Source organism: Cryobacterium sp. SO1, assembly GCF_004210215.2.
GTDB lineage: Bacteria > Actinomycetota > Actinomycetes > Actinomycetales > Microbacteriaceae > Cryobacterium.
This window is the reverse complement of record NZ_CP067394.1, coordinates 1,365,785-1,390,983: the sequence shown is the minus strand read 5'-3', so window position 1 is coordinate 1,390,983 and position 25,199 is coordinate 1,365,785. Positions and strand designations below refer to the sequence as shown.

The 25,199-nt window shown below is 64.4% G+C and carries 28 protein-coding genes and 1 pseudogene; 11 read left to right on the top strand and 18 right to left on the bottom strand.

Annotation, left to right across the window (positions count from 1 at the left end; all coding sequences use genetic code 11):
* From BJQ95_RS06500 to BJQ95_RS06490, 3 genes are all read right to left on the bottom strand, one after another.
* Entirely contained in the window at positions 1-1,236 is a 1,236-nt protein-coding gene (locus BJQ95_RS06500; protein ID WP_240694857.1) for an ABC transporter permease, read from the bottom strand.
* Positions 1,237-1,474: 238 nt separating this feature from the next.
* The gene (locus BJQ95_RS06495) at positions 1,475-1,927 is read right to left on the bottom strand and encodes a DUF1772 domain-containing protein (RefSeq protein WP_130178551.1); all 453 of its coding nucleotides are present in this window, start codon (positions 1,925-1,927) and stop codon (positions 1,475-1,477) included.
* On the bottom strand, positions 1,918-2,724 hold the full coding sequence (locus BJQ95_RS06490; RefSeq protein ID WP_130178552.1) for an SDR family oxidoreductase: 807 nt from the start codon (positions 2,722-2,724) through the stop codon (positions 1,918-1,920). The genes BJQ95_RS06495 and BJQ95_RS06490 overlap by 10 nt, the downstream gene beginning before the upstream one ends.
* Positions 2,725-2,804: 80 nt before the next feature.
* Here BJQ95_RS06490 and BJQ95_RS06485 point away from each other — a divergent pair, with 80 nt between their 5' ends.
* On the top strand, positions 2,805-3,743 hold the full coding sequence (locus BJQ95_RS06485; RefSeq protein WP_130178553.1) for an AraC family transcriptional regulator: 939 nt from the start codon (positions 2,805-2,807) through the stop codon (positions 3,741-3,743).
* Between the two features lie 220 nt (positions 3,744-3,963).
* Here the strand turns inward: BJQ95_RS06485 and BJQ95_RS06480 are convergent, their stop codons facing one another.
* From BJQ95_RS06480 to BJQ95_RS06455, 6 genes are all read right to left on the bottom strand, one after another.
* Positions 3,964-4,554 carry an ABATE domain-containing protein gene (locus BJQ95_RS06480; RefSeq protein WP_130178554.1) on the bottom strand — a complete coding sequence of 197 codons (591 nt, stop codon included), beginning with the start codon at positions 4,552-4,554 and terminating at the stop codon, positions 3,964-3,966.
* A 129-nt stretch (positions 4,555-4,683) separates the two neighbouring features.
* Entirely contained in the window at positions 4,684-6,045 is a 1,362-nt protein-coding gene (locus BJQ95_RS06475; RefSeq protein WP_130178555.1) for an FAD-binding oxidoreductase, read from the bottom strand.
* A gap of 102 nt (positions 6,046-6,147) precedes the next feature.
* Positions 6,148-6,309, bottom strand: coding sequence for a hypothetical protein (locus tag BJQ95_RS06470; RefSeq protein ID WP_205750185.1), 162 nt, complete (start codon positions 6,307-6,309; stop codon positions 6,148-6,150).
* A gap of 343 nt (positions 6,310-6,652) precedes the next feature.
* A complete protein-coding gene (locus tag BJQ95_RS06465; RefSeq protein WP_130178556.1) occupies positions 6,653-7,687 on the bottom strand; it encodes a hypothetical protein in 1,035 nt (344 codons plus the stop codon).
* Between the two features lie 64 nt (positions 7,688-7,751).
* A complete protein-coding gene (locus BJQ95_RS06460; RefSeq protein ID WP_130178557.1) occupies positions 7,752-8,384 on the bottom strand; it encodes a nuclear transport factor 2 family protein in 633 nt (210 codons plus the stop codon).
* Between the two features lie 70 nt (positions 8,385-8,454).
* Positions 8,455-8,841 carry a nuclear transport factor 2 family protein gene (locus BJQ95_RS06455; protein WP_165384988.1) on the bottom strand — a complete coding sequence of 129 codons (387 nt, stop codon included), beginning with the start codon at positions 8,839-8,841 and terminating at the stop codon, positions 8,455-8,457.
* Positions 8,842-9,120: 279 nt separating this feature from the next.
* Here BJQ95_RS06455 and BJQ95_RS06450 point away from each other — a divergent pair, with 279 nt between their 5' ends.
* The 9 genes from BJQ95_RS06450 to BJQ95_RS06410 all read left to right on the top strand — a co-directional run bounded on the left by BJQ95_RS06450 (position 9,121) and on the right by BJQ95_RS06410 (position 14,887).
* Positions 9,121-9,522 (top strand): MarR family winged helix-turn-helix transcriptional regulator, encoded by a 402-nt coding sequence (locus BJQ95_RS06450; RefSeq protein WP_130178559.1) that lies wholly within the window; start codon positions 9,121-9,123, stop codon positions 9,520-9,522.
* Positions 9,523-9,616: 94 nt separating this feature from the next.
* Positions 9,617-10,003, top strand: coding sequence for a tautomerase family protein (locus BJQ95_RS06445; RefSeq protein WP_130178560.1), 387 nt, complete (start codon positions 9,617-9,619; stop codon positions 10,001-10,003).
* Positions 10,004-10,069: 66 nt separating this feature from the next.
* Complete coding sequence (locus BJQ95_RS06440) at positions 10,070-10,912, top strand: fumarylacetoacetate hydrolase family protein (protein ID WP_130178561.1); 843 nt, start codon at positions 10,070-10,072, stop codon at positions 10,910-10,912.
* A 47-nt stretch (positions 10,913-10,959) separates the two neighbouring features.
* Positions 10,960-11,349 (top strand): RidA family protein, encoded by a 390-nt coding sequence (locus BJQ95_RS06435; protein WP_130178562.1) that lies wholly within the window; start codon positions 10,960-10,962, stop codon positions 11,347-11,349.
* Positions 11,339-12,319 carry a serine/threonine dehydratase gene (locus tag BJQ95_RS06430; protein WP_130178563.1) on the top strand — a complete coding sequence of 327 codons (981 nt, stop codon included), beginning with the start codon at positions 11,339-11,341 and terminating at the stop codon, positions 12,317-12,319. Before BJQ95_RS06435 ends, BJQ95_RS06430 begins: the two co-directional genes overlap by 11 nt.
* A gap of 13 nt (positions 12,320-12,332) precedes the next feature.
* Entirely contained in the window at positions 12,333-13,310 is a 978-nt protein-coding gene (locus tag BJQ95_RS06425) for a GlxA family transcriptional regulator (RefSeq protein ID WP_130178564.1), read from the top strand.
* A gap of 129 nt (positions 13,311-13,439) precedes the next feature.
* Positions 13,440-13,742 carry a tautomerase family protein gene (locus BJQ95_RS06420; RefSeq protein WP_130178565.1) on the top strand — a complete coding sequence of 101 codons (303 nt, stop codon included), beginning with the start codon at positions 13,440-13,442 and terminating at the stop codon, positions 13,740-13,742.
* A gap of 99 nt (positions 13,743-13,841) precedes the next feature.
* Positions 13,842-14,666 carry an NAD(P)H-binding protein gene (locus BJQ95_RS06415; protein WP_130178566.1) on the top strand — a complete coding sequence of 275 codons (825 nt, stop codon included), beginning with the start codon at positions 13,842-13,844 and terminating at the stop codon, positions 14,664-14,666.
* Positions 14,663-14,887 (top strand): PLDc N-terminal domain-containing protein, encoded by a 225-nt coding sequence (locus BJQ95_RS06410; RefSeq protein ID WP_165384990.1) that lies wholly within the window; start codon positions 14,663-14,665, stop codon positions 14,885-14,887. The genes BJQ95_RS06415 and BJQ95_RS06410 overlap by 4 nt, the downstream gene beginning before the upstream one ends.
* A 199-nt stretch (positions 14,888-15,086) precedes the next feature.
* Here BJQ95_RS06410 and BJQ95_RS06405 read toward each other — a convergent pair whose 3' ends face one another.
* Positions 15,087-16,658, bottom strand: a complete 1,572-nt coding sequence (locus BJQ95_RS06405) for a glucoamylase family protein (RefSeq protein ID WP_240694858.1) — start codon at positions 16,656-16,658, stop codon at positions 15,087-15,089.
* A 129-nt stretch (positions 16,659-16,787) separates the two neighbouring features.
* Positions 16,788-17,609 (bottom strand): enoyl-CoA hydratase/isomerase family protein, encoded by an 822-nt coding sequence (locus BJQ95_RS06400; RefSeq protein WP_165384991.1) that lies wholly within the window; start codon positions 17,607-17,609, stop codon positions 16,788-16,790.
* 116 nt (positions 17,610-17,725) lie between these two features.
* On the opposite strand from BJQ95_RS06400, the gene BJQ95_RS19500 reads away from it, so the two are divergent.
* Entirely contained in the window at positions 17,726-18,190 is a 465-nt protein-coding gene (locus BJQ95_RS19500) for a helix-turn-helix domain-containing protein (protein WP_205750186.1), read from the top strand.
* Between the two features lie 273 nt (positions 18,191-18,463).
* Here the strand turns inward: BJQ95_RS19500 and BJQ95_RS06395 are convergent.
* The 7 genes and pseudogenes from BJQ95_RS06395 to BJQ95_RS06365 all read right to left on the bottom strand — a co-directional run.
* A pseudogene (locus tag BJQ95_RS06395) lies at positions 18,464-18,656 on the bottom strand (transposase); the annotation flags it as partial.
* Between the two features lie 62 nt (positions 18,657-18,718).
* Positions 18,719-19,987 (bottom strand): dipeptidase, encoded by a 1,269-nt coding sequence (locus BJQ95_RS06390; RefSeq protein WP_240694859.1) that lies wholly within the window; start codon positions 19,985-19,987, stop codon positions 18,719-18,721.
* 8 nt (positions 19,988-19,995) lie between these two features.
* Entirely contained in the window at positions 19,996-20,802 is an 807-nt protein-coding gene (locus BJQ95_RS06385; RefSeq protein ID WP_130178569.1) for an ABC transporter ATP-binding protein, read from the bottom strand.
* Positions 20,799-21,602 carry an ABC transporter ATP-binding protein gene (locus tag BJQ95_RS06380; RefSeq protein WP_130178570.1) on the bottom strand — a complete coding sequence of 268 codons (804 nt, stop codon included), beginning with the start codon at positions 21,600-21,602 and terminating at the stop codon, positions 20,799-20,801. The genes BJQ95_RS06385 and BJQ95_RS06380 overlap by 4 nt, the downstream gene beginning before the upstream one ends.
* Positions 21,599-22,495 (bottom strand): ABC transporter permease, encoded by an 897-nt coding sequence (locus tag BJQ95_RS06375; RefSeq protein WP_130178571.1) that lies wholly within the window; start codon positions 22,493-22,495, stop codon positions 21,599-21,601. Before BJQ95_RS06375 ends, BJQ95_RS06380 begins: the two co-directional genes overlap by 4 nt.
* On the bottom strand, positions 22,495-23,598 hold the full coding sequence (locus BJQ95_RS06370) for an ABC transporter permease (protein WP_240694860.1): 1,104 nt from the start codon (positions 23,596-23,598) through the stop codon (positions 22,495-22,497). The genes BJQ95_RS06375 and BJQ95_RS06370 overlap by 1 nt, the downstream gene beginning before the upstream one ends.
* On the bottom strand, positions 23,576-25,144 hold the full coding sequence (locus tag BJQ95_RS06365) for an ABC transporter substrate-binding protein (RefSeq protein ID WP_205750187.1): 1,569 nt from the start codon (positions 25,142-25,144) through the stop codon (positions 23,576-23,578). The genes BJQ95_RS06370 and BJQ95_RS06365 overlap by 23 nt, the downstream gene beginning before the upstream one ends.
* Between the last annotated feature and the right edge of the window lie 55 nt (positions 25,145-25,199).

Here is a 25,199-nt window from a genome sequence, read left to right as displayed (position 1 = left end):
CTATTCGTAGCGTAGAGCGTCGATGGGATTCTTCCTCGCTGCCCTGCGGGCGGGAAGTGTGCCCGCGAGGAACGCGATGACCACGATCAAGGCGATCACGCCGATGATTCCCGAGGGCTGAAACAGCAGGAGGTCGAGGCCGGAGAGTCCCGAGAGCGGGCCGCCGGCGAGCGCCACGTTCAGAGGCAGTCCCACGGCGATCGCCACGACGACGCCGAGCGCACTGCCGAGGAAGCCGATGACAATGGCTTCGAGACTGAACAAGGCGAAGATACGACCGCTGCCCATTCCCATCGCTTTCATCAGACCGATCTCTCTGGTGCGTTCCTGCACGCTCATCAGAAGGGTGTTGACGATGCCGAACGCAGCGGCCAGCAGGGCGATGATGGCGAACGCGTTGAGGACGCCCGTGATGCCGGTGATAATCGTCTGCACTGTCCCCAACTGATCCTCGATGGTTTGGGCCGACATCCCGGCAGCGGCGATGTCGTTCTTCAGCTGGGCGATGTCTTCGTCGGAAGCATCCGTAGGGAAGTGGGCGACTGCCACCTGAAACCGGTTCGGGGCCTCGGATCCGGCTTTCTGCTGCTCGGCGACCGCATCGACCAGTGCCGAGTTCGCACCCGCTCCGGCGTTGAGCAGGCTCGTGTTCGACACTCCGACGACTGTAGCCGTCTCGGTGTGCTGACCGCCCACGACGTCGGTGAATCCGAGGGTGACCGTTGCACCCACAGCGTCAGCAGTGTTCCCCAAACCAAGCGGTTCCACATAGTCCTCCGGCAAGACAACGTGAAAGTCTGGGCTCGAGGAGTCCAGCTGGCTCCCGGCCGCGAGGTCCGATTGGGCGATCGATGACGTCGGCGCGATCGTGAACTGGTACTTCTCGCCGCCGGCCTGTTCGATCCAGTCGATGGCGACTGCTGAGATGGGGGCGACGTCTCGCAGGCCCTCGATGTTGTACAGGGTCGTTATGTCGGCGTCGGTCAGCGCACCCGCAGAACCGGTGAGTGGGTTGCTCGTGCCGGTTCCAGGGCTGGAGGTCGCGGGGTCGTACTTCTGGGGGCCACTGTCGGTGGCCGTGGCGGTTGAGGCCCGCGAAATGAGAAAGACGTCGTTCGCGCCGAGGGAGGCCACCTGTTTGGTCACGTAGTCCGAGACGCCGGCCCCGAGTGCGGTCGTGATGGTGAGAGTGAATGCGCCAACAAACAGGGCGAGAACGGTCAGCGTGGTGCGCACCTGCTGCGGAAGGTGTTGGCGAAGGCTGTGCGCACGAGATCAGTGGTTTTCATGCTGCCACCTCCGAACCGCTGACGATGCGGCCATCGCGAACCGGGATCTTGGTCAGATTTCTCGCCTCGAGCATCGTCTCAGGCCTTGGTCGTTCGTCAGAGAACATCATGCAGCAACCGTATCAAGTTGTGGCAGTAACCGCCATATGTTCTCGACCCGTCTGTGAGTCGTCTTGCGAGGGATGCTAGTGAATGCTGGTCTGGTTCTGGGCCCAGTGCGTGCCAGCGACGATGACAGCGGTCGCGGCGAAGGCGGCGCGCACTGTGTTTGCCCTCGTCCAACGGACGCTGTATTCGGCCCAGAAGGTCGAACCATCGCGTTCGAGCCGCCGGTTGAGTGGGACGTTGATGGCCATTGTCACGACGGTACTCGCCAGAGACGCTCCCGCGACGACCAATTCGATGATGGCGCCTCGGGGCACCGCGGCTGCGGCCAGACCAGTGGCTGCCACTGCTGCGGCGGCGAAGATCAAGATGAACGGGCCGCGTTCGGCCGTCCTGTTGATCTGGATCATGGCAGTTGTGGCATCGCCGTCGTCAAGACGCCTCAGCGCCGGCATCACCATGGTCGAGAAAGCTGCATAGACCCCGCTGAGCAACCCTGCCCCCACGACTGCAGCGACCTGGATCACGACCACACTCCGGATTCAGCCGTGCGCCGCGCGTACGTCTGGAATGACGATGGCTGGCGGTGGAGTAGGGCTTGGATTCTGTCAGACAATGATGCGTTTCGTCCATCGAGGATGTCAGTGAAGAGGTACGCAAGGGGTTCAGCTTCATGGGCTGGCACGCCGTCCAGGGCGAGGTCTTCAACGAAGGTCGGAACGTCGACTGACTCGAAGGTGACCGGTCGCCTGACAGCGGCGGCCAGGATCTCTGCTGCTTGCGCGAAGGTCAGCAGCTCGGGCCCGGATAGCTCGAACGTTTCATTCTGCGGAGCGGAGCTGGTCAGGGCCAGAACTGCGGCGTCCGCGATGTCATCGAGATCGACAAATGCTTCAGGTGTGTCGGGCGCTGGTAGCCGCAGCCGACCGCGACGCACGGGACCGGCGAGAAAGTGTTCCGAAAAGTTTTGCTGAAACCAGGAACAGCGCAATACCGTCGTCGGCACCCCGCCACTGCGAAGCGCCTCCTCGCTCGCTCTCGCGCCCTCTTCGCCACGACCCGAGAGCAGCACGAGCCGCTGGAGGCCGTGCTCAGCAGCCAGCATGCCGAGTGCCTCCATCTTTTCCGTCACTCCCGGAAAAGCAAGGTCGGGGGTGAAGCACACGTAGGCCGCCGTGACGCCGCGAAGAGCGCTACGCCAGGTCTCTCGGTCTTCCCAGTCGAAGCCGGTTCGACGTGAAGCGGACCGCACCGGAAAAACGTCAGCGGTCAGGCGATCGAGTATGCGCGAGCCGGAACGTCCGGCCCCGCCGAGGATGAGAGTGGTCATGACATAAGTACACAGGCATCCAACTGGACTGAGAATAGGTCAGACTAGGAAAACCCTTTGTCATCGTCTAAATTAGGTGGATGGACCCCCTGACTTATTTCTTGGACGGCCCTCGGGCGGTGGGTGCTTTCGCACTGGCGATGCACATGAACGCCCCCTGGGCTATCCGCGTCGATGACAACGCCGCTCTCACTGTCGTCGCCGTCACCCGCGGGCACGCCCGCGTGGATGATGTGCTGCTTACAGCCGGTGATGTCGCCCTCATTCGTGGCCCTGATGCCTACATCGTGACCGATGAAGCTGCCAGCGCACCCTCGATCGAGATTGGTCCCGGCCAGAGCTGCACCACCCTGGACGGCCGCGATCTTCGAGATGAACTCCGGCACGGCATCCGACGGTGGGGCAATGCGGCCGAGGGCGAGACGTCGTTGCTCGTCGGTACCTATGAACGCCCCGACGAGGCCGGCGGCCTCGTCGCTCGCGCGCTGCCCAGGCTCACCATCGTGCCCCACAACCGTTCCGACGGCACTCTGATCGGGTTGCTCGAGCGTGAGCTGGCAACCGATGACCCTGCCGCTCAGGTAGTGGTCGATCGCCTTCTTGATGTGCTCGTCATCAGCACTATCCGTAGCTGGGTCGAGGACCCTAGCCGCGCTGGTGAAGCAACGTGGCTCACGTGTAGCGACCCGTTGGTAGCACGCGCTCTCGAGTCCCTCCATGCTGAACCCGCCGCTCCCTGGACAGTGGAGTCCCTCGCCCGCCACGTCAACACCTCTCGCGCTTCGCTTGCTGCCCGGTTTCGAACCAGCGTCGGTGAACCGCCGATGGCCTACCTCACCCGCTGGCGGCTCACTATCGCCGGCGACCTGCTCCATTCACCTGGCACCACGGTTTCAGAAGTCGCTCGTAGCGTGGGATACAACAACGCCTACGCCTTCAGCACTGCCTTCAAGCGGCAAGTGGGAACTACGCCCTCGGAGTTCCGTCTACGCCGGCCCGCGCTATCCACGGCATCATGACCGGGTCCAAGGCGGCCATCGGGTCATCACAATCGAACGGTGTGATGTCAGTTTTGCCAACATGGCAAGGCAGAGAAATATGCCGCCCTCGCCAACGCTGTTGCTGCGTCTCACCGCGATTGGCGCGGCCCTCTGCGCGTCTCAGAAAACTACAGCTCTCTGAGCCGCTCGGGTCCTTTGGCCGACCCCGCCAATGTGTACCGTGGCTCGAAACTCTAAGTCAGATGGGAACGGCTGCCCGAGCGTACCGAGCTACGCGTTCCCGGTTACCGCAGCCGTCCGGGGTGCACCATTGGCGCTTAGCGTTTAGAGCGACGAAGAACATACTGCAGGCGTGTGACGCGCAGCGCCGCAAACGGTCGGCATTTGGTCCGGTCAACACCTCAATGGCGGACCGCGCGGCCACGGCCAGGGATAGGGCGCCGGGTGTCTCGGAGATCCAGTTCACCCGCGCGACGGGACGTTCCTCGGTCGTCGAGAGCTGCGGTTGCGCGATAGCGGCGGCGGCGAATTGGTTGATCAGATGGAGGGCGTCTGCGTCAAGCGGGGCACCGTCTACTTTCGCATCGAAGAGTCGCCGGATGCCTGCGCGGAGTCGCTTGGTACTCTCCAGGTCTGCCGCTCCGGCTCCCTCGGGCAGTTGTGGCTGCTCGACCTTCCAGAAGATCTCGTTGCGCTGGACGTCCTGGATCAGATCCCGAGGGGGATCAAACGACATCCTGATGGTGTCCGCTAGATCAACGGCCAGGGGCTCCCCGGCAATGACCAGGCCGGCGTCGCGAGCAGCTACCTTGATGGACGGAGTGCTCATGTCCCCAGACTACCTGAAATAACGGATAAGTTGATATTTGTGCATTAGTTCCTGCGCGCTTGTCGATGCCACGCACGCGGGGCGCCCTGACCACGACGCCCCGCGGGGTCGTTGAGCCTTCGAGGACGGTTAGGCCACATCACCGCCGAATACGCCATCGGGGTCGAATCGACGGCGAAGGTCGCGCACTCGAGAGGCTGTTGCCTCGTCGAATGACTTCTGAGGCGCGCCGAGCCTCTCGACAAAGCTCGGCACGGTGTATTCCGACGTCCACGGGGCAAGGACCGCGCGGAGGCGGTCGAGTTCCGCCGCCACGTCCTTCTCGGTGACCGGCCCTGCGATGATGCCGACGGCGAAGAAACCAAATTCTCCGCTCACCGCGTTCACGGCGCCGCCGCTTGGATCGGCAACCGCGAGCGCCCCGCCGAGCTGGCGAAGTTCAACAATCGCCAGGCTGGCGGCCGACGGTTCCGCCAGGGCCGTGGTCAGCGCACGGATGCCGTCCGCGCCGAGCCCGGTGAGCGAGACATGGTCACCGAAGAACGGCACCGGCTCGGCGGGGTCGGCATGCGTGGTGGAAACCTCGGACGGACTTCCCGTGTGCCAGGTGTCCAGAAGCGGGGCCGCATCGGTGCGGAGCGGGTCGAGCAGTTCGTTGATCAGCACCAAACCATTGGTCTCGTCGTCGTCGAGGACGGCGCCGTCGATGCAGATAACGGGGCCATCAGTGAGCGCGGACGGCAGGCCAGGTTGCGGCGGGATACGCATCATGCGGAACGCCGTGGACGCACTGTCGCTTGCCGTGCGGGACCATTTCTCCCAGGCCTCGAGGACGGCGACCGCGCTGGACGCGGGCCAGAACGTCGACCCGGTTGCGACGGAGGGCACCTCGACGAGAGCGATGGTGACCGAGGTCACGATTCCGAACCCGCCGCCACCACCGCGCAGGGCCCAGAACAGCTCACTGCTGCTCTCGGCGTCGACCGTGACCAGGGCGGCATTCGCGAGTACGAGGGTGATCGAGCGAATGGAGTTCGCAGCCACACCGTACTTGCGGCCGTAGAAACTGATGCCGCCCTGCAGGAGATATCCGATGGCACCGACGGTGGGGCTGGAGCCGTGCAGCGGCGCTAGCCCGAAGGGCGCAGCAGCCGCCGTGACTTCTCCCCACGTCGCCCCGGCCGGGACAACCGCGGTCTTCTCGGACAGGCTCACTGAGACCGGAGCGGCCATCTTCGTCCGGATCAACAGGGCGTCCCCCATCGGGCGGACCGAATTGAATCCGTGGCCGGTCGAGTGAACCCGGATCTTGAGCCCGCGGTCCCGGGCGAGCGCAACGAGGTCTTGCACCTGAGTGGTGGTGGTGGCCACCGCTGCGGCCGCCGGGGCAATCGTGGAGCGCAGGTTGTAGCTCGCCGTTGCGGCGTCATAGCCCGCTTCGCCGGCGTGGGCAACGATGGGCGGGGTCGAATTTGTGAGGGGAGAGGTCATGAGTGCTCCTTGGGAGTGCGTCGGTGGTCCAGTTGTATTTGCGGTGTCGGGTGGGCGAGATAGGTGTCAGGCCTTTCGGATGGTTCGCCCCACGAAGTCGAGCTAGTTATCCGCGAGGAGCGGAATCAGGTTCCGGAAAATGTGCGAGCTCGCCGGAGCACCGTGGAGAAGCAGGATGTGCGGGGCTGTGGCGTCTCCGGCCTCGCGATAGAACACTTGCCGGCCTTCGATCTCGACAAAGCGGTGATGAATCTGCATGGTCATTCGTTCCTTAGCTGTCATGTTGCGTTACTCGCCCCGTGGGTCTGGTTTCGGTGAGCAGGTGCGGGGGTTTACGAGATGGTGAGCTGATCGATCGCCGTTTCGCTGTCGTTGAGCGTGAAGCGGTGGCGCAACTCGACGATTCCGCCCGGGAAGTTGCCTTCTGGCGGCCACACCTCGTTCTGCCCGCGTAGCGGGTGCCGCTGCCGGAGACAATCGCGGTTGGAGCGAACAGGGTGATCGCCGTTGCCGGGTCCGGCCCGTGGGATCGTTCAAGATAGGCGACAACTACCTTCGGAAGCGCAGCGGTGTCGATATCGGTCATGGTGTTTCCGGTCCCTTTGGGTCAGTTCGATGGGGCGATGAGGGCTGAAGCCGGGTTGGCTGAGTGGTCGACGCCGCTCTTGTCGGCGGCGGCGAGTTCGTGAGCTTTCTTCCCGCTCGAGGCAGAGGCGAGGTGGAGGGACTTGATTCCGATCGTGCCGATCAGCACCGTGATGCCGAACAGGATGGCGGCAATCAGCAACTGCCAGCCAAACGGCCGCAATAGGAACAGCCACTCGATCGCATAGCCGCTCACGGCCGCGAAGGGGAAGGTGAAGGACCAGAATCCGAGCGAAAAACTCAGTGTGCGGTAGCGGGGTAGTAGGAAGAGCTGCATCAGCACCATGAGAACGGTCACGGCGGCGAGGGCATACTCCATTGGCCCCTGGCGCCCCCCGCTGATCGCGAACCACGCCGTTCCGGCGACCGCCGGTGGGGCGACGATGATGGCGAGCGTGGGTGCCAACGGTGCGGCCAGTTCCGGTCGGGTTGCGAGCCGAGCGAGCAGCAGGGCAAAGATCATGACCCAGAAGAGGATGCCGACAGCGAACGCACCGAGGGCGAGCGAGGTCAGTCCCACCTCGGTGGCGGTCGTCGCCGCGATGAGCCCGGAGGCCACCGTCGGCAGGAAGTACCCGCCGTGGACCGAGTCGACCTGAAGATTCCCGCCTGCCCAGAAGCTGAGCAGCCAGCCCGCGAAGATCGTCGCCACCGCTATCGAGGCGACGACCAGAACGATGCCTGCCACCGGCGCCACCCGGTAGAGGGTCGCCCCCAGTAACATTCCGACGATCGGGACGAGAGCGGCGATCGGGCCCTGCGCCGGGTGCCGGAGTTGGCTGGCCAGGGACTCGGTGCTCTTCGCGCCGCGCACCGTGTGCGCCACAATCATCCACACCCACACGATCGCCGCGAGCACCCACAGAGCGTCCGCTATCCCGGGCGACCACCCGAGGTCGCGGCTCGCGCCGGTCCACACCACCGCGAGCCCGGACAGGCCGAACGGGATCGCGAGAGTGTTCATGGGGATGCGGGTGGGACTGCCGATTGTGGTCATGTCGCTTTCCTAACGCTTAATCTCATTTGGATTCATTAGTTTCTGGGTTGAACTGATTCCCGGTTTATTGTGCGGGGATGATGACGGGCAGGTCGCTTTGGATGTCCAGTCGAGAGATCGACCAGGATTCGTGACTCTTGACGAACGTCGCTGCGTAGTAGCCCGACTCGTACGGGGTGATGCTTCCCTGAGCTCCCGCCGTGCCCGCCGGCCATCCACCGGCGGGCTCTGCGGCGCCGTGAATGGCGTAGGTCGTGAACTGCATCGTGAGATGCCCGTCCGACCCGGACGCGCTTGAAATCGGTGCGGTTATGACGTGATGCTCCGCCCCGAGTGATGGAAGCGGCTCTTGGGCATGGGCTACAGCGTCGGCGATAGCCGAGCGTCCCACGATCGGGGCGGTCACTGGCTTGTATCCGCCCTCCCCGTCGGGGGCGAGGATGTTTACCGAGCCGTCCGCGGTGAAGAGCGCTGCGAGCGTCACACCGTCACGGTGGTCCGTCGCGTGGACATACTCGGAGAGGATCTCTTGCATTTCGACCGACGAGGCAGCATCGAGTTGAGTCGAGTTGGCGCTCGAGGCGTGGCCCGGCGCCGTTGACGCGGCGACGGTGCCTGCTGCGCCGATCACGAGTACCCCTGCGAGCGCGGCGGTCCGCCAGGCTACGCCGGGAGTGATGAGAAACGGATTCAGCACGGTTGTTCTCCTTGTCGATTGTTGACACTGTCCATGACCGCCAATCGCCGCGGCGACCGGCAGGGCGCCGTCATACGAAGTAGGCGTCCATCATCGGAATGTCGCTGACGTAAGTGTCGATTCGTGACGCTTTACCGTCGTCGAGGGTGACGGCTGAGACGAGATACTCGTCCAGAATCGCGCCGTTGTGGATGCCGGTGTTGTGCAGAATCATTGCCACCCCGTCCGGGCTGACCATTCCGTTCTGGATCTCAATGCGAACATCAAAAGCGGAAAGCATCTCCAGCCGGGAGAAGATTCCCTCCACTCCAATGGTCTCTCCGGAGACCGCGTTGCTCCCTGGCAGGACCCACACCACATCCTCTGTTACAAGATCGGTCAGTCGCCCTCGATCCTGGGACGAGAGGGCCGATCGCAGATCGTTCACGAATTCGGCACGACGTTCGTATGTGCTCATGGGGGGCTTCTCCGATGTGTGGTTGACGCGGATCATGTGGGTGAGTGATTCACCCACACTCACCCAACTAATGCTTAAAGTCAATGAAATCCATTAAAACCCTGTCGACCCGTCTCGAACTGCCGAGCCATCTCGTCAGGCGAGGGTGCTCTCTTCCAGTGCGCGAAACTGGGTGGCGCGGTCTCAGCGCTCGCCGCGCGGCGCCGGGCGAGCATTTCGGCTCAACGCGGTGACTCTCCGCCTAGACGGAAACACTTTTACGTGTATATACTCGCAAATATGAAGACCGACTGCTACTCCACCACTATTCGGTCGGCGACCCGCAAGGTGACCGGCATGTACGATGCCGCCTTGAAGCCGGCGGGAATCACCATCGCTCAGCTGGCCCTGCTTCGCCGGCTCAGTGACGAGACCGCGCTGTCCGTTGAAGACCTCGCCAAGTCAGCCGAATTGGAACGATCGACCGCTGCGCGCAATGTGCGTCTTCTGGAGAAGCAGGGGCTGGTGAGCATCGGGAAGTCGGACTCGGACCGTCGCGCGGTCACCATCCTCCTCACCACGCACGGTGTCGAAACCCGCCACCGGAGCGAGCCGCTGTGGGAGCAAGCCCAGCGAGATTTCGAGGCGAAGGTTGGTGTGGACGCCGCGAACGCCCTGCGCTCACTGTTGCAGGCGGTGTGACCCCGGAGCCTTGGCTCCGCACAGATTTTCGAGCCCGATCATGGGCGGACGGCCCCGGACACTAGCGAGGGGAACACGACAGTAAGGAATTCGCATGCCGTTGGTCAAAGTAAACCTACGCAAAGGCCGCACAGCCACGGAAAAAACTGCAATCGGGACCGCCATTCAGGCGGCGCTCGTGAGCACCCTGAACGTTCCGGAAGCGGACCGATACCAGCTCTTCACCGAGTTCGACGATGACAACTTCCAGCACACCGATGCCTACCTCGGAATGGACTACACAGCCCAACTTCTCATGATCGAGATCACCTTCCTGGAAGGTCGCGACGATGTGATGAAGAAGGCCCTCCTGGCGGCGATGAACAAAAACCTCGTGGATGCCGGACTGGTTCGCCCGGAGGATGTCTTCGTGATGATCACCGAAGCCGGACTCGCCAACGTGTCGTTCGGGCGAGGTCTGGCACAGCGCGCCGCCGAGTAGGCGCCTGGCCGACCTGGATTCACCCGTCTGCGCCAATTGTTCCACCCAAATTGAGGGACTGTAGTCATGAGAATTGCTGTTATCGATTCGCGGGCCAAGATCGTCCGCGGTGACGAGGTCTTCGACATAGCGGGTGCGAGCGCCGGCTTGTTCGGGCCTGATGCCCAGGATGTCTACGACCAGTGGAAAGGGTTCCTCTCGTGGGCGGACTCCGCTGACCTCGGGCCCGGCGCTGCCTTCGCGCCCGAAGAGTGCGACTCCCCCGTTCCTCGTCCCCGACAGATATTCGGAATCGGTCTGAATTACCATGCCCATCAGATCGAGTCCGGTCTTCCCGCGCCGGCCACCCCGCTGGTCTTCGCGAAGTTCGTCACGTCTGTTGCCCCAGCCATCGGCGAGCTCGTCCTGTTCACGGACCAAGTGGATTGGGAAGTCGAAGCGGCCATCGTGATCGGTACCGAGGCGCGGCACGTCGACAAAGCGAACGCGTGGGCACATGTTGCCGGCGTCACTGCAGCGCAGGACTACTCGGCACGAGACGTGCAGATGCGGCCGGTCGGAACACCGCAGTTCAGTCTCGGTAAGTCGTTCCCCGGCTACACCCCGCTCGGCCCCGTCCTGGTCAGCCCGGACGAGTTCGAAAACCCAGATGACATCCAACTCTCCTGCGCGATCAACGGTCGGACCGTCCAGTCATCGAGTACCGCCGACATGATCTTCTCCGTTGGCGAACTCATCGCCTACCTGTCCGCGATCCTGCCACTTCTGCCCGGAGACGTCATCCTCACCGGAACACCGTCAGGGGTAGCGCTGGGCATGAACCCCCCGGAGTACCTGCGGGCGGGTGATCAGATCACCAGCGTCGTCGGAGACCAGACCCAGCGCCACGTCGCTATCGCCCAATCCTGAACCGGGCACCCTCGTTCGACCGCACCGAGTAGAAAAGGATTCAAGAAATGGCAATCAATCGCACCTCCGCAGGTTCCGGTCTGCCCTCCGGATTCCCGTTCAGCCTCTCCGGGGACGTCAACGGAACCTGCTTCATCAGCGGCATGCCCGCGCTCGACGCTGAGGGTAAATTCCAGGCCGGAACCTTTCTCGAGGAAACCGAACTGGCCTGGCACAATATCGCGTCCATTGCAGAAGCCTCCGGCTACTCCAGAGACGAGATCATCTACGTCCAGTGCGTGCTCGCAGACATCGGCGACTACAGTGCCTTGAACGACTGGTGGAGGGAGACATTCCCGGATATCGCCACTGCCCCCGCACGTTTCACCTTCCAGGCCGGTGCGCTGCCCTTCGGCGCGAAGATCGAGATCCAGGCGGTGGCCGGACGTGGACACTGATCCGGCACGCCGCCTCGCGGTCACTGCCGCTGACGTGGCGGCCGCGCAGGAACGACTCGGCACCGAGGTGCGCCGCACACCGGTCATCCGCATCGAAGCCAACCAGCTCAGCGCCAGCCATCCCGCGTTCTGGCTCAAGCTGGAATCTCTCCAGTCCACAGGCGCATTCAAAGCCCGCGGAGCGCTGAACAGTCTGCGGGCGACCACGATCCCGCCCTCCGGCGTCATCGCCGCCAGCGGCGGAAACCACGGGCAGGCTGTCGCCTGGGCGGCTCGACTGCTGGGAGTGCCTGCGGCCATTTTCGTCCCGACGACGTGCCCTGAAATCAAACTGCGGCGACTTGCTGAGTACGGGGCGAACGTCACCGTCGTCGGTGACGTGTACGACGAGAGCCTGGCAGCGGCGCAGCTGGCCGCCGCCAAGTCCGGGGCGGCGATGATCCACCCATTCGACCAGGTGCTCACGGTCGCCGGAGCGGGAACGGTGACCTCCGAGTTCGTCGAACAGGTCCCTGGTCTCGACTCGATTCTGCTGCCGGTCGGTGGCGGCGGGCTGTTGGCCGGTGCGCTGGCGGCTTTGACCGGGTCGCCTACTGTAGTGGTCGCCGTCGAGCCAATCAGCGCGCGCTGCCTCGGCGCCGCCATGGATGCCGGACACCCGGTCGATGTGTCCGTGTCGGGCCCAGCCGTCGACAGCCTCGGTCCACGGAGGGTGGGACAGTTGTGCTTCGACGCCGTGCTGGCACAAGGGGTGCACCACGTCGACGTCGCCGACAAAGCGATCACCGCCGCCCAGCTGGCGGCCTGGAACGAACTACGCATCGGACTTGAGGGTGGCGGTGCCACTGCGTTGGCCGCGCTGCTCAGCGGCGCGTACGTTCCCGCGGAAGGCGAAGTTGTCGGCGTGCTCGTGACCGGCGGGAACGTCGATCTCCCCGCACTTCTCGCTTCTGCCGCACACACGAGTTGACAAGGCGGGAATCATGTTTTCGCACGAGCACGTGGTTGGGATCCTGATTTACGACAATGTCACCATGATCGACGTTGCCGGGCCCGCCGATGTGTTCCATCACGCCAACCGGTTCGGCGCCTCATACAGAACGGTCCTCCTGTCGCCGGACGGCACCGACGCACGAGCCTCCAACGGCCTGCGCTTGGTCGCCGACGAGGCCGTCCTGGACTCAGTTCATCTCGACACCGTGATCATTCCGGGAGCATACGGAGCGATCTCCAAACCGTTCCCTCCCAACCTGACCGAGGCGGTCACAACTATCACCCGACAGGCAGACCGGATCGCGTCGGTGTGCACCGGAGCTTTTCTTCTCGCCACAATCGGCTTGTTAGACCATCGCAAAGCGACAACCCACTGGCTTCGGGTGGCGGAGTTCGCTCGGATTTTCCCTCTCATCTCGGTGGAACCAGACGCGCTGTTTGTGCGCGACGGCAACATCATCACCTCCGCCGGCGTCAGCTCCGGGATCGACCTGGCCCTCGCTCTGGTCGAAGACGACCACGGGCCAGACGTAGCCCGGGATGTCGCCCGACAAATGGTCGTCTTCATGCAACGTCCCGGAGCCCAGTCCCAGTTCTCCGCCCCATCACGCTCATCGGTGCCGCAGGACAACCCATTGCGCGTGCTGCTCGACACCATCGCCGCGGACCCGGCGGCGAACTATTCACTCGCCCACATGGCCACCCTCGCACGGGTCAGCGTTCGCCAGCTGGCACGCCTCTTCCACGACGGGGTCGGAACAACACCCGCCCGTTACGTCGAAATTGTGCGCATCGAAGCGGCACAGACGCTCCTCCAAAACGGGGAGACCGTCGCATCCGCGGCCCTGCTGAGCGGCTTCGGCACAGCGGAAACGCTCCGGCGCGTCTTTGTCAGCCGCGTAGGCCAGAGCCCAGCCCTCTACCGGGACCAACTCAAGAACCCCGAACCACCAGTGCAGGCGCGGTGATCAACACGTGCCTGGCACGATCTGTGGGCACCCCGGCACGCACAGCAGGTCCGCCCAGAACCGCCTGAACACAAACTTGGAACACGGCCAGGAGATTCGCTCCCGACCAAACCTTCCAAGGAGAACATCATGCCTCTCGTCCGAGTCTCACTCGTCGATGGAGTATTCACCGAGCAAGAAAAGCACGCCCTCGCCGCAGAACTAACCGACGTCATGGTCAAGTTCGAGGGATCTGAAGCCTTCCGCGAAGTCGTCTGGGTGATGATCGAAGAACTGCACACCGACGGCTGGCACATGGGAGGCAAGCCCTTCCGAGGTCCAGCCACCCTCATGGATCAGATGGGCCGCGTCAAGGCCCTCTACGAGTCGATCGATGGCCACCCCGTCACGCGTCCTGAATTCGCAGCAGCACTACCCGTCGTCGAAAAGTAGCCGGCTCAGTCCCCGAACGCGTCGAGGCTGAACACTTTGACGGTGACTGCTCAGCACCAACCACACCCACCAGACCTACCAGACCCACGAAAGGTCACCATGAGCACCTTCCTCATCATCGGCGGCACCGGCAAAGTCGGCAGTCGCCTCAGCCACATCCTGCGTTCTCAAGGGCACGACGCCCGGGTCGCAAGCCGCACCCACGGCGACGTGACCTTCGACTGGACGGCGCCCGAGACGTTTACCCGGGCGCTCCACGGGGTCCAAGGCGTCTTCATCATCGGCCCCGGATCAGCCACCGACTGGTCATCATCGCTCACCCAACTCCTCGCTGTCGCGCAAGCCCAGGGCGTCAGGCACGCTGTCCTCCTCTCCGCGCGGGGCGTCGAATTCCTCCGTGACGGAGCTGTGGCTCGCGCAGAGACAGCCCTGCGAGTCGGCCCACTCGTCTGGACCATCCTGCGTCCCACGCACTTCGCACAGAACTTCACCGAGGCCATGTTCGTTCCCATCGACGGAACTGTCACCGCGCCGGTCGCACGCGGAGCCCAGCCGTTCATCGACGTCGAAGACATTGCACACGTGGCCGCCACCGTGCTGGTCGACGACGCCTGGGCGTGCGAGACCATCGAGCTTTCCGGACCGATTGCCCACACGTTCCACGAGGCAGTCGAAATCCTCGGAGAGCGCAGCGGCCAGCCAATGGACTTCCGAGACGAGGATCCACTGGAGCACACCAGGCGCCTCCGCGACGCCGGAACACCAGAGGGCTACATCGCCTGGCGGATGGCGATGCTTGACGGCATCCGCCGCGGCGACGACGCGTACCTCAGCGACGGAGTTCTGCGTGTCCTCGGCCGCCCCGCGACATCATTCACGGATTGGGCGGCCCGGGAAGCGGCAGTGCTGACGGTGGCCTCGTGAACGACGCCGGCGGCACCCACACCGTCATTCTCATCGTCATCGCCGTTGTGTGGATAACCCTCTGGGTGCTCGCCGTCATCAGCATCGCCCAACGCCCCGGGCTCAGCGGATTCGAGCGCGGCGTGTGGGTGGCCATCGCCATCCTTTTCCCCGTCATCGGCCCGCTCGTCTGGGCCGCCTGGGGGCGCACCCGCAGTCGCGCACCCCTCCAAAACCCCTGAGTTCAACCCCGATTAACCACATGAGTTCGCCCCCATCCACAAGGAGAAGCACATGAGCACATACGAAAGCCGCGCGACTGTCCAGCTTTGACGTTCACATCGAAATTCAGAACGGAATGGTCAGTCCAGACGGTGTAGTCAGCAACAGACCGCCGCCATTCGCGACGTCCGACTGTCCTGCTCTGTCACCTGAACACGATCACTCCAGCTTGGAACCGAAGATCTGAGCTTCTACGAGCGGACGCACGGCCGCCTCGAAGTCGTCGTCGACGAAGTAGTGCTTGAGCCGGTCGTCGAGCAGTTCGTTGGCGATCGCGGCCATGATCATCGACTGGTCGAGGGAGAGATACCGGTCGGCGATGGTGCCAGTCTGCGTCGCGACGGCGTCATAGAAGCCGCCCGGGCCATAAGCGCCCAGGTCGTTCTTGATACCCGCGAGGTTGCTCAGAACGGCCGGCTTGTCATACGGAAGGGCGAGAAATGATGCGTGCGGCGTCACGACGCCATCGCCGAACTCGGGGTTCGGGTTGCCGGCCTCGCGGCATCCCTCGTAGCCGGCATCGACGTTGGTTCGCTCCCGGTCGGAGGCGTAGCCGTCGGTGCTCATTCCCACTCCCTCGACTCCGTACTCCGCGTACTCGCCGAATGGATCGCTCGCCGGGGAGAAGCCCCAGTAGCCGTAGCCGGCCTCGTCGAGACCGTGCTCGATCTGGGCGCGCACGCTCGCCGCGTGGTTCACAGCCCAGGACTGCGGCCCCCAGTCGGCTTCGGGCACGAGCAAGTCGGGCATCAGGGCCTCGAACATGCTGCCGCCCCAGGCCGGGACGAGTTTCATGCCTCGGTATTCGTAGACGCCCTCGTAGACGGGCACACCGAGGTACTCCCTCGTTTCGCCGGTGGGCTTCTGTTCCTGCCAGTCGAAGTCGCAGCCCTGATCGGGCATGGTGCGCAGGGTTCCGAAATAGGCCTCAGCGGGAATCTGTCCGTTGGCGATTCCGAGGTAGTTCACGATTCGCGCCTCGCTCACGCTCGTGTCGTAGTGGTGGCAGGTGTAGTACAGCTCTGAGCCGTCGTCGCCGTAGTTGCCGGGAACGCTGCAGCCCGGAGGAGGTGTCACCCAGAAACCGCCGCGATTAAGCCCGGCGCCGTTGACGGCGTTCGCTCCGCCCTCGAGATTGTGAAAGTAGCCGAAGTCCATGCTGGCGTAGAGAGCATCGGCCGATCGGGCGAGGCGGGGTTCGGCCTCGGCGACGATGCGGAAGGACGCGGCGAGCCAGCCGTTGTCGACCGAGCTCAGGAAAGGGTCGACGGGGTCGTCACTACCCGGCCAGGTCGTGAGCTTGTGACCGTCGCGCGGCGAGTACCAGTTGTAGAACATGCCACTGGGCTCGTGCCGCTCGATCTGCTCGAGGGTCTTGAGGGTGGATTTCATGCGCTTGAAGGCATCCTGCTTGCTGATGATGCCGAGGTCCCGCGCCGAGATGACCGACCACAGGTAGCCGCCGATATTGGTGGGGCTGGTGTTGTCGCTCGGACCGGACAGGTCGCCCTGCAGCGTGTCCGCGGGCAGCCCGGTCTTCTTGTCGGTCATGGCGTCGAGGGAGGCCCAGGTGTCGACGGCATAGCCCTTGAGGACCGTGTCGTCTCCGGCGGGATCACCCTTCGTGGGCCCCGTCGATGGGCCGGGGTCGGCGGCGGCGCTCGGCACGATGATGAACGTTCCCGCCACCAGCGCGGCGCACATCACGGCAAACTTCGGTGTTCGTTTCACAGAGTGTTCCTTCGTGTCGTCTTTGAAGCACGTTCTGACGAGTGTAAGCGCATACATCACCAAGGCGCAAGGAATTCCGGGCCGGGCGGGCGGGGCCGTCGGGCGTGAAAGTGACCACGACGGGCGCCGTCAACGGGTCATGGACCGCATGAGCTGCTCCAAGTCAGCCTCGCCCTCCGGGGTCTGTGCGCCGTGCTCAAGCGCCCTGCTCATCAGCCCGAGCGCGGTCGGCCCCGCGATCAGGCTCGACCAGGCCCTCTCCTCACGCGCGTAGCCCTCGAGCGGACGAGCGGGCGAGAGCACCTCCTTCGCACGCAGGGCGACGCCGGTTGCGAGGTCGGCGATGTTGCGCGCGACGCGATCAACGAATGCATCAAGCTCGGCGGCGGGCACCGCGCGGTTGATCCACCCATACGCAGCTGCGGTTGTCGCGTCGTAGAGGTCTCCGGTCAGGATGATCTCCAAGGCCCGGTTGCGGCCGACACGCTCAAGGAGATACTGGGTTCCGCCGCCGGAAGGCACGATGCCCATGAGGCTCTCGATCTGCCCGATCCCGGCGGTCTCAGTCGCGGCGAAGACCATGTCGGCGGCCCCGACGAATTCGGCACCGCCGCCCCGCGCCTTGCCGGCGAGCTTGACGATGATCGGTTGCGGCTGGTTGCGGAGCAGTTCGCCAATGGCCTGGAACACGTTCACTCCCGGCGGGGTGGCGGCCGTGAGCTCGTTGAAGAGGTCTTCCTGGTCGAGGATATGTATATCGACGTGAGCGAGGAAGAACTCAGGGTTCGCCGAGGAGAACACGATCACCCGCACCGAATCGTCTCCGCGAAGCTCCCCAAGGACGCTGTCGAGCTCCTTCATCATCATCGCGCTGATGACGTTCACGGGAGGGTTGTCGAGCACGATGTCGGCGACACCGTCCGCGACGGTCACCTGCAAGGTTGAATACATTTGAGACATGAGGGCCTTTTTCTAGTATGCGTTGAGCATGTAAGTTTGTTTCGCATACCTATGCTGCGTGCAGGCACAGAAACAGTCAAGAACGCACTTTGGAGGTCCTAAGGCACATGGTGGATACCAGTTCCTACACGGCGCACGGTGACGGGAGCGTGCCGTTCGCGGCGGACTGCCCAAGCCGGCCGATCCTGGATCAGATCGCCGACAAGTGGTCGATGATGGCACTGGCAGTGCTTGAGAAGCCGACCCGGTTCAACGAGATCAAGCGCCAACTGTCCGGGGTAACCCAGCGCGTCCTCACCCAGACGCTCCGGCGTCTCGAGCGGAACGGGATGATCACCCGCCGGGTCATCCCCACATCCCCGATCGGCGTCGAATACGCCCTCACCCCCCCCTCGGCGAATCGCTGCGCGAACCATTCGGGAGGCTCTATGACTGGACAATTGAGCACGCCGCGACCATCCGGGCGGCCCAAGCTGACTACGACGCAGAACCCCGACCAACACTCGGTGACGGCACAGCCTGACGCTGAACGCATCCTTTGTGGCACCCGAACCGGGCCCGTCGAACGCTAGGCAGGTACAACGCGACGGGTCAGAGTTCTTTGCGCCGGAACACCACGTCGGCCGTGACAGCCCAGGTCACCAAGGTACCGATGATTGCCAGAGCGGCGAGGACGTTTCGTGCTCGCATCGCGACGTAGCTCGCGTGCGGCAGGAGGTTGAGGCTCGGGGTCTGAGCTCGGCGGACGTTGTCAGCGCCATCGTACTGGCGGAATGGTTCCCCGACGGCCGCCGGAAAGTCTCAGAGGACTGTAGTCAGCCCGACCTGGCGCGGGTGTTGGCGGCTCACCGAATTTGAGGGTGTAAGTGGGTCTGAACGCGCCGGTTGCCAGGAGTGATCTGGCGATGAAGTTCCTGAGGTTGCGGAAGCCGGGGGCTGAGCCGCGTAGGTGTTCGAGCCTGCCATTGATTGCTTCGGTGGGTCCGTTGCTGGTGCCTGGCCGGTCGAGAACGCGAGGACGTCGGCCGCTCGCTGCTTCGAATAAATGCGTCCAGTTGAACAGTGGTGCAGGTGCCGAAACCTCCGTCACTCGCCGAGTGCTAGCCGAGGCGCGAAGGCCACATGGGTTCGTCAGCCGCGGCCTCAACGTCGCGCATGACCCGCAGCACGTTCTGGCCGGCGAGCTTGCGCAGATCGACGGGCGTCCATTTCCGCGAAGCGAGCTCCGCGAAAAGGGCCGGATAGGTGCTCACATCCTCCAAACCGATGGGCAATGAGTCAGTGCCGTCGAAGTCGCCGCCGATTCCCAGGTGGTCGATTCCGGCGATCTCCCGCGCGCGCGCGAGATGATCCGCAACATCCCGCACGGTGGCCCTGGGCTGGGGATGCCGCTCCCGCCACCGTGAGAGGGCGTTCCGCGCCGTCGCAGAGGCACCAGCATCCGCATTGCCGGCTTGAGCCAACAGGGGGTCGTTGCGCTGTTGCGCCTGTGCGCCCGACTCCCCCGGCCGCGGTGCCACCGGGTAGTCGAGGCGCGGGGGGCGCGGGGCGTCGGCATGGGGCAGATCCAGACCTAGCTCCATGCGTTTCTCGGCCAGATCAGTGCCCCAGTCGATGCAGGACTGCGACACGAATTCGGGCACAAAGGTAATGTGCACGGCCCCTCCGTTCTGGGCGAGCAGGCCCAACACCTCATCGGATACGTTTCGAGGATGGTCAGCGAGGGACCGCACTGAAGAGTGGGAGAAGATGACGGGGGCGGATGCGACCGCGAGCGCGTCCAGCTGGGTGGATTCTGCGGTGTGAGAGAGGTCGACAATCATGCCGATCCGGTTCATTTCGGTGACGATGGCCCGGCCGGCATCGTCGAGTCCGGTGGTCTGCCGCAGCCCCGTCGCCGAGGCAGCCCAGGACGTGTCGTCGTTGTGGGTCAGTGTCAGATAGCGCACTCCGAGGCGGGCGAACATACGCAGTGCGCCGAGTGAACCGGCGATCGACTGGCCACCCTCGATCCCCATCAGCGAAGCGATGCGCCCTGACGCGTAGGTGCGCTCCACTTCGTCAGCACTGCTCGCCAGAGCGAACACGTGCGGATACCGTGACACCAACCGGTGTACCGCATCGACCTGCTCGAGGGTGGCCACGACCGCTGCATCCTCAGGGATATCCGAGGGCACCCATACTGACCAGAATTGGGCACCGACCTGCCCCTGTCGCAGCCGGGCGATGTCCGTGTGTAACTCCTCGCGGTGCCCGTCGAGGCCCTCGACCGAGTACCCGGCTCGTTTGCGCAGGGCTGCCGGGAGGTCGTTGTGACCGTCAATCAGCGGGGTTCCGGCAAGCAGATCTGAGAGCGAGGGAGGGATCACGGCATTCCTCACGTCTGGCGAGAGAGGGGCGCGGCCCCGGGCAGGCGCCCGAGACCATCGACCGCCGGAATCGCCGCCAGAAGCCTGCGGGTGTACGGATTCTGCGGGTCGTTCCACACCCGCTCAACGGTCCCCCGCTCGATCACGACGCCGCGGCTCATTACCGCGACCTCGTCCGCGATGACCCGCACGACGGCGAGGTCATGAGAGATGAAGAGCAGGGCGGCATCGGTCTCGAGGGCGAGTTTGCGCATCAGCCGGGCGATCTTGGCCTGCAGGGACGCGTCCAGCGAGGCGATCGCCTCATCGCCGATCAGTAGGTCAGGCCCTGCGGCGATCGCACGGGCGATGGCGATTCTCTGGCGTTGGCCGCCGGAGAACTCGTGGGGGTAGCGCGTGGTATCCGTCTGGTCGAGTTCGACCTCGTCGAGCAGCGTGGCAACGGTCCAGCGAGCCGGGCGGGTCGATGCTCGGAGTCCGTCTTCGATCTGGCTGCCGATCGTGCGGCGGGGGTTGAGGGAGGCAAAGGGGTTCTGGAAGACCATCTGGATCCCGATCAGGTGCTGGGGGCGCCGGCGCAGGCCGAGCCGTCCGACGGGCTGCCCGTTGAAGAGGATGCGCCCGGATTGCAGCGGTTCGAGACCGCAGATGGACCGGGCGAGGGTGGACTTGCCGCAGCCCGACTCTCCGACGAGGCCCAGCACCTGGCCGCGGTCGAGATCCAGCGAGACGCCGTCCACCGCGGTGAGCCGTCTTCGTCCGGGCTGGCGGTAGCTGACGGTGACGCCCTGAACGTCAAGGAGAGGTTCGGTCATGAGTCTGCACCTTTCTCGGCACCCCAGGTTTGGGCATTGGGGAGGGAATCGATGAGCGAGCGGGTGTAGTCCTGCTGCGGAGAGGTGATGACGTCGAACCGCGAACCCGATTCCACGATCTTCCCGCGGCGCATGACGACGATACGGTCCGCGAGTGCTGACATGACGCCCAGGTCGTGGGTTACCAGCAGCACGGCCAACTGCCGCTCCGTGCAGAGTTGCCGAATCAGTCTCAGGATTTCCGCCTGCACCGTCACATCCAGGGCCGTGGTGGGCTCGTCGGCGATGAGGACCTGAGGATTGCAGATGATGGCGCCCGCAATGGCGATCCGCTGCAGTTGTCCGCCGGAGAACTGGTGTGGGTATTTCTTGAGGGCGGATTCCGGATCCGGAACCTGCAGGCTTCCCAACGCCTCGACCGCTCTGACTCGCGCCTCATCCTTGCGGATTCGCTCATGGTGGCGGAGATGGTCGGTCAGCTGCGTGCCGATGGTCAGCATGGGGTGCAGGGATGCCGACGGGTCCTGGAAGATCATGGCGATCTCCTTGCCCCGGAGCGTGTTCAGCTCTCGTTCGGGCAGGCCGACAAGTTCCCGGCCGTCGTACCGAATCGAGCCGCCCACCTGTGCGTCTGCGGGCTGGAGGCCGCAGACGGACATGCCGGTCATCGTCTTGCCGGAACCGGACTCCCCGGCCAGGCCGGTGATCTGCCCGGCCGGAACATCGAAGCTGATGCCACGGAGGATGTCCACGCTGCCGATCCGGAGAGTGAGGTCGCTGATGCTCAGCCCTGTGCTCATCGTTTGCCTCTGTTCAGTACCGTCGCCGTGCGAGGGTCGAGTGAATCCCGCAAGGAATCCCCGACGAGGTTGAACGCGACGACGATCGTGAGAATCGCCAGACCCGGGTAGAGCGCGATCCACCAGGATGAGAACTGCTGCACCCCGTCGGAGACCATGGCGCCCCAATCCGCTGTGGGCGGGATGGCGCCGAGGCCGAGGAAGGACAGACCGGAGAGTTCGAGGATGGCCGTGCCGACGTTGAGCGTGGCCAGGACGAGGATCGGGGAGATCACGTTGGGCATCACATCCCGGCGCAGCGAGGTCAGCGCCGAGGCGCCGAGGAGGCGCCCCGCCACGACGTATTCGTTCTGGCGGGCCACCATCACCAGCGACCGCGCCACACGGGCGTAGCCCGGCCAGGAGACAACCAACATGGCGATGAAGGCGTTGGTCAGGCTCGGGCCGAGGGCCGCGGCGATGACCATCGCCAGGATGATCGTCGGGAACGCGAAGACCAGGTCCGCGATGCGCATGATGACCTCGTCGACTCCCTTGCCGAAGTACCCGGCGACAGCGCCGGCTACCGTGCCGATCGCCATCGAGCACACCACGACAAGGAAGGCCAGCGGCATGGAGACGCGTGCGCCGTAGATGACACGGGTCAGCACGTCGCGGCCCACCGCATCCGTGCCCAGGAGGTTCGCTCCGCCGGGCTCTTGCAGCCGCGGGAAGACCTGGGCAAGCGGATCAGCCGGGGTAATCCACGGGGCCAGCAACGCAGCGACGATCCACAGGCAAATGATGATCGCCCCGATCAAGCCCAGCCGTGACCGGAGGGCGGCCGGCAGCCGAGATCTGCCCGGCAGCCGGAGTCGGCGGCCCTGGGGCCGGCCGCGTTCGAGAACGCTCATCATGCTCTCCTTACCCTTGGATCGAGGAAGCCGTACAAGACGTCGACGATGAGGTTGATGGCGATGTAGGTGATGCCGACCACAAGTCCGACCCCCATGACGGCCGGCAGGTCGAGGCGGGTGGCGCCGTTGTAGGCGTATTCGCCGATGCCGTGCCAGGCGAAGATCTTCTCGGTCAGCACGGCCCCCGACAGGAGTGACCCGAAGGCGATCCCGGCGACGGTGATGATCGGCACCAGGGCGCCGCGCAAGACGTAGCGGAACGTGACAGCGGATGCCGGCAGCCCCTTCGCCCGCGCGGCTCGCACGTAGTCCAGGCCCAGTACTTCGAGCACAGACGACCGGGCGAAGCGGGTGAGCAGACCGATGGTGGACAGAGCCAGCACGGCGCCCGGCAGGACCAGGTGGCCCAGCGCGTCTCCGAAGGTGGCCCACTGTCCGGCCAGGGCCGAGTCGATGGTGAAGAAGCCGGTGACGTTCTGCGGTGCGATCGCTCCGGGTGACAGCCGGCCGGAGCCCGGCAGCAGCCGCAGTTTGAAGAAGATGAAGTAGTAGGCCACCAAGGCCAGCCAGAAGGTGGGCGCGGAGATGCCGACCAGACTGATGATCCGGATGAGATGGTCGGTGGCCTTGCCGCGGCGGAGAGCCGCCCAGAGGCCCAGCCCGATCCCGATCAGGATCGAGAGGATGATGGCTGCGACGGCCAGCTCTGCCGTGGCGGGGAACGCTCGTTGCAGCTCGACCGCCACCGGCGTCTTCGTCTGCACGGAGGTGCCGAAGTCGCCGCGCACCAGGTTGCCCAGGTAGGTCACGTATTGAACAGGGAGGGGTTTGTCGAGTCCCATGTCCTGCCGGAACTGCTCGACGATCTCCGGGTTCGCGGAGGCCTGCTCGCCCAGCGCCGCCTGCACCGGGTCTCCCGGCACGAGGCTGGCCAGGGAGAAGGTGACCAGGGTGACGCCGAAGACGAGGAGTACCCCCACCGCCACTCGCATCATCAGGTAGCGGGCCAGCGGGTGGAGCGTGCGCGCCGAGGCGGCGGAGCGGATCGTGATGATCCGTTCCGTCGCACCGGCCCGGTTACTCGATGCTGGCGATGTCAATAGTCCACACCGAGTTCGAGTTGTAGGAAGAAATCGACGTGGCCGTCACGATGTTCGAGACCGGCTGGAACAAGGCGATGAACGGACCTTCCTCGTTGAATGCCGTCTGCAACTGCTCGTAGGCCGCACCGCGATCCTCGAAGGACGCTGCCTGTGCGGTCGCTCGCAGAGAGTCAACGTTGGCGCTGGCACCCGGAAGCCAGCCGGCGCGCGTGCCGAGGTTCTCACCCGGGGCGAAGGCGATGTAGTTCTGGGGGTCGGGGTAGTCGGCTCCCCACGACCACATGCCCATTTCTTCCTTTCCGGCCCGATAGTTGTCCAGCTCGGTCGCTTCCGGGGCCGGGGCGAGTGCCACGTTGATCCCGGCTCGCTTGAGCTGGGACTGCACGGTCTCCGCGAGAGGCTGCAGAGCGATCCCGGACACGGTGACGTCGTTTGCGTAGTGCAGCGTGACCTGTTCGCCGTCATAGCCCGATTCGGCGAGCTGCTTCTTCGCCGCGGTCAGGTCGAACTGATTGCCGGCGGCGGCGGGCAGTGCCCCGACGAACATCGACGGAACGACGCCGCCGGGCCGGGTCGCACCCTCGCCTGCCAGGGCGAGGAGCTTGTCGTAGTCGAGAGCGAGCTTCACGGCAGCAGAGAACTTGGGGTTGGAGGTGATCTTGCTCACCGCCGGGTCCTGGTTCAGCATCATGTAGATCGTGTACCGCGACGGCGACGACTTCACATTGAGGGCGCCGGCTGGCAGCTCCTTGACCTGGTCAGGGTTGAGGTCGATCGCGACCTGTGACTCTCCGGCCTCGACGTTTATCTTCTGGGTTTCGCCGGCGACGTTGCGCAGCACCACCCGTGAGTAGGCCGGCTTCTTCTCGCTGTACTCCGGATTGGCCTTGATCACAATTTGGGAGGTGGCGTCGTAGCTCTCCAGGGTGTACGGGCCGGAACCGGCCGACGTAGCGTTAAGGAAGCTCTCGGCCTTGTCGTTCTTGTCGGTGGTCCCGCCGTTCTTCTTGACCACCTCAGAGTTGACGACCCCGAGGCTCGGATTCGGCAGCAGATAGGCCAGCGTCGGATTGGGCGCCGCCGAGGTCAGCGTCAGCGTGGTGTCGGAAGTTTTGGCGACCGTGACCCCATCGAGCAGGAATGACGGGTTGCCGGCGATACCCTGCACTCGCTGCAGCGAGAACACTGCGTCGTCGACAGTGACCGGTGTCCCGTCGGTGAACTTGGCATCGCCCGTCATCGTCAGTGTCAGTACCTTGTCCTCATCGCTGAGCGCGAAGGTTGCCAGGCCCGCGACGGGTTTCGAGACGTCGTCTCCGGCAAACGTGAGCAGGGTCTGATAAAGCACATGGTTGACGAGCGTACCTGTCGGTTCGAAAGAACGCCCCGGGTCGAGTGTCTTGACGTCGAAGGAGGTGTCGAGCACCAGCGAAGCGGATGGTTCGGCGCCCTGGGGCGCGGTTCCGGCCGAGCAGCCGGCCAGGCCGATCATGACCAGCGCGGCGGCGGCGGCGAGTGCGGTTCTTCCAAAAGCACGTTTCACGGTCTTCTCCTTGTCAACGCTATTCGAGAGGGGGATCGTCTGGATGGAACTGTGG

What these genes read in the sequence shown, in the direction of transcription:
- BJQ95_RS06420 (WP_130178565.1), top strand. Translation starts at nt 13,440, where the DNA reads ATGCCTCTCGTCCGAGTCTCACTCGTCGATGGAGTATTCACCGAGCAA.
- BJQ95_RS06455 (WP_165384988.1), bottom strand. Translation starts at nt 8,841, where the DNA reads ATGAGCACATACGAACGTCGTGCCGAATTCGTGAACGATCTGCGATCG.
- BJQ95_RS06385 (WP_130178569.1), bottom strand. Translation starts at nt 20,802, where the DNA reads ATGACCGAACCTCTCCTTGACGTTCAGGGCGTCACCGTCAGCTACCGC.
- BJQ95_RS06475 (WP_130178555.1), bottom strand. Translation starts at nt 6,045, where the DNA reads ATGACCTCTCCCCTCACAAATTCGACCCCGCCCATCGTTGCCCACGCC.
- BJQ95_RS06450 (WP_130178559.1), top strand. Translation starts at nt 9,121, where the DNA reads ATGAAGACCGACTGCTACTCCACCACTATTCGGTCGGCGACCCGCAAG.
- BJQ95_RS06435 (WP_130178562.1), top strand. Translation starts at nt 10,960, where the DNA reads ATGGCAATCAATCGCACCTCCGCAGGTTCCGGTCTGCCCTCCGGATTC.
- BJQ95_RS06445 (WP_130178560.1), top strand. Translation starts at nt 9,617, where the DNA reads ATGCCGTTGGTCAAAGTAAACCTACGCAAAGGCCGCACAGCCACGGAA.
- BJQ95_RS06425 (WP_130178564.1), top strand. Translation starts at nt 12,333, where the DNA reads ATGTTTTCGCACGAGCACGTGGTTGGGATCCTGATTTACGACAATGTC.
- BJQ95_RS06440 (WP_130178561.1), top strand. Translation starts at nt 10,070, where the DNA reads ATGAGAATTGCTGTTATCGATTCGCGGGCCAAGATCGTCCGCGGTGAC.
- BJQ95_RS06490 (WP_130178552.1), bottom strand. Translation starts at nt 2,724, where the DNA reads ATGACCACTCTCATCCTCGGCGGGGCCGGACGTTCCGGCTCGCGCATA.
- BJQ95_RS06470 (WP_205750185.1), bottom strand. Translation starts at nt 6,309, where the DNA reads ATGACCATGCAGATTCATCACCGCTTTGTCGAGATCGAAGGCCGGCAA.
- BJQ95_RS06465 (WP_130178556.1), bottom strand. Translation starts at nt 7,687, where the DNA reads ATGACCACAATCGGCAGTCCCACCCGCATCCCCATGAACACTCTCGCG.
- BJQ95_RS06480 (WP_130178554.1), bottom strand. Translation starts at nt 4,554, where the DNA reads ATGAGCACTCCGTCCATCAAGGTAGCTGCTCGCGACGCCGGCCTGGTC.
- BJQ95_RS19500 (WP_205750186.1), top strand. Translation starts at nt 17,726, where the DNA reads ATGGTGGATACCAGTTCCTACACGGCGCACGGTGACGGGAGCGTGCCG.
- BJQ95_RS06400 (WP_165384991.1), bottom strand. Translation starts at nt 17,609, where the DNA reads ATGTATTCAACCTTGCAGGTGACCGTCGCGGACGGTGTCGCCGACATC.
- BJQ95_RS06375 (WP_130178571.1), bottom strand. Translation starts at nt 22,495, where the DNA reads ATGAGCGTTCTCGAACGCGGCCGGCCCCAGGGCCGCCGACTCCGGCTG.
- BJQ95_RS06415 (WP_130178566.1), top strand. Translation starts at nt 13,842, where the DNA reads ATGAGCACCTTCCTCATCATCGGCGGCACCGGCAAAGTCGGCAGTCGC.
- BJQ95_RS06380 (WP_130178570.1), bottom strand. Translation starts at nt 21,602, where the DNA reads ATGAGCACAGGGCTGAGCATCAGCGACCTCACTCTCCGGATCGGCAGC.
- BJQ95_RS06485 (WP_130178553.1), top strand. Translation starts at nt 2,805, where the DNA reads ATGGACCCCCTGACTTATTTCTTGGACGGCCCTCGGGCGGTGGGTGCT.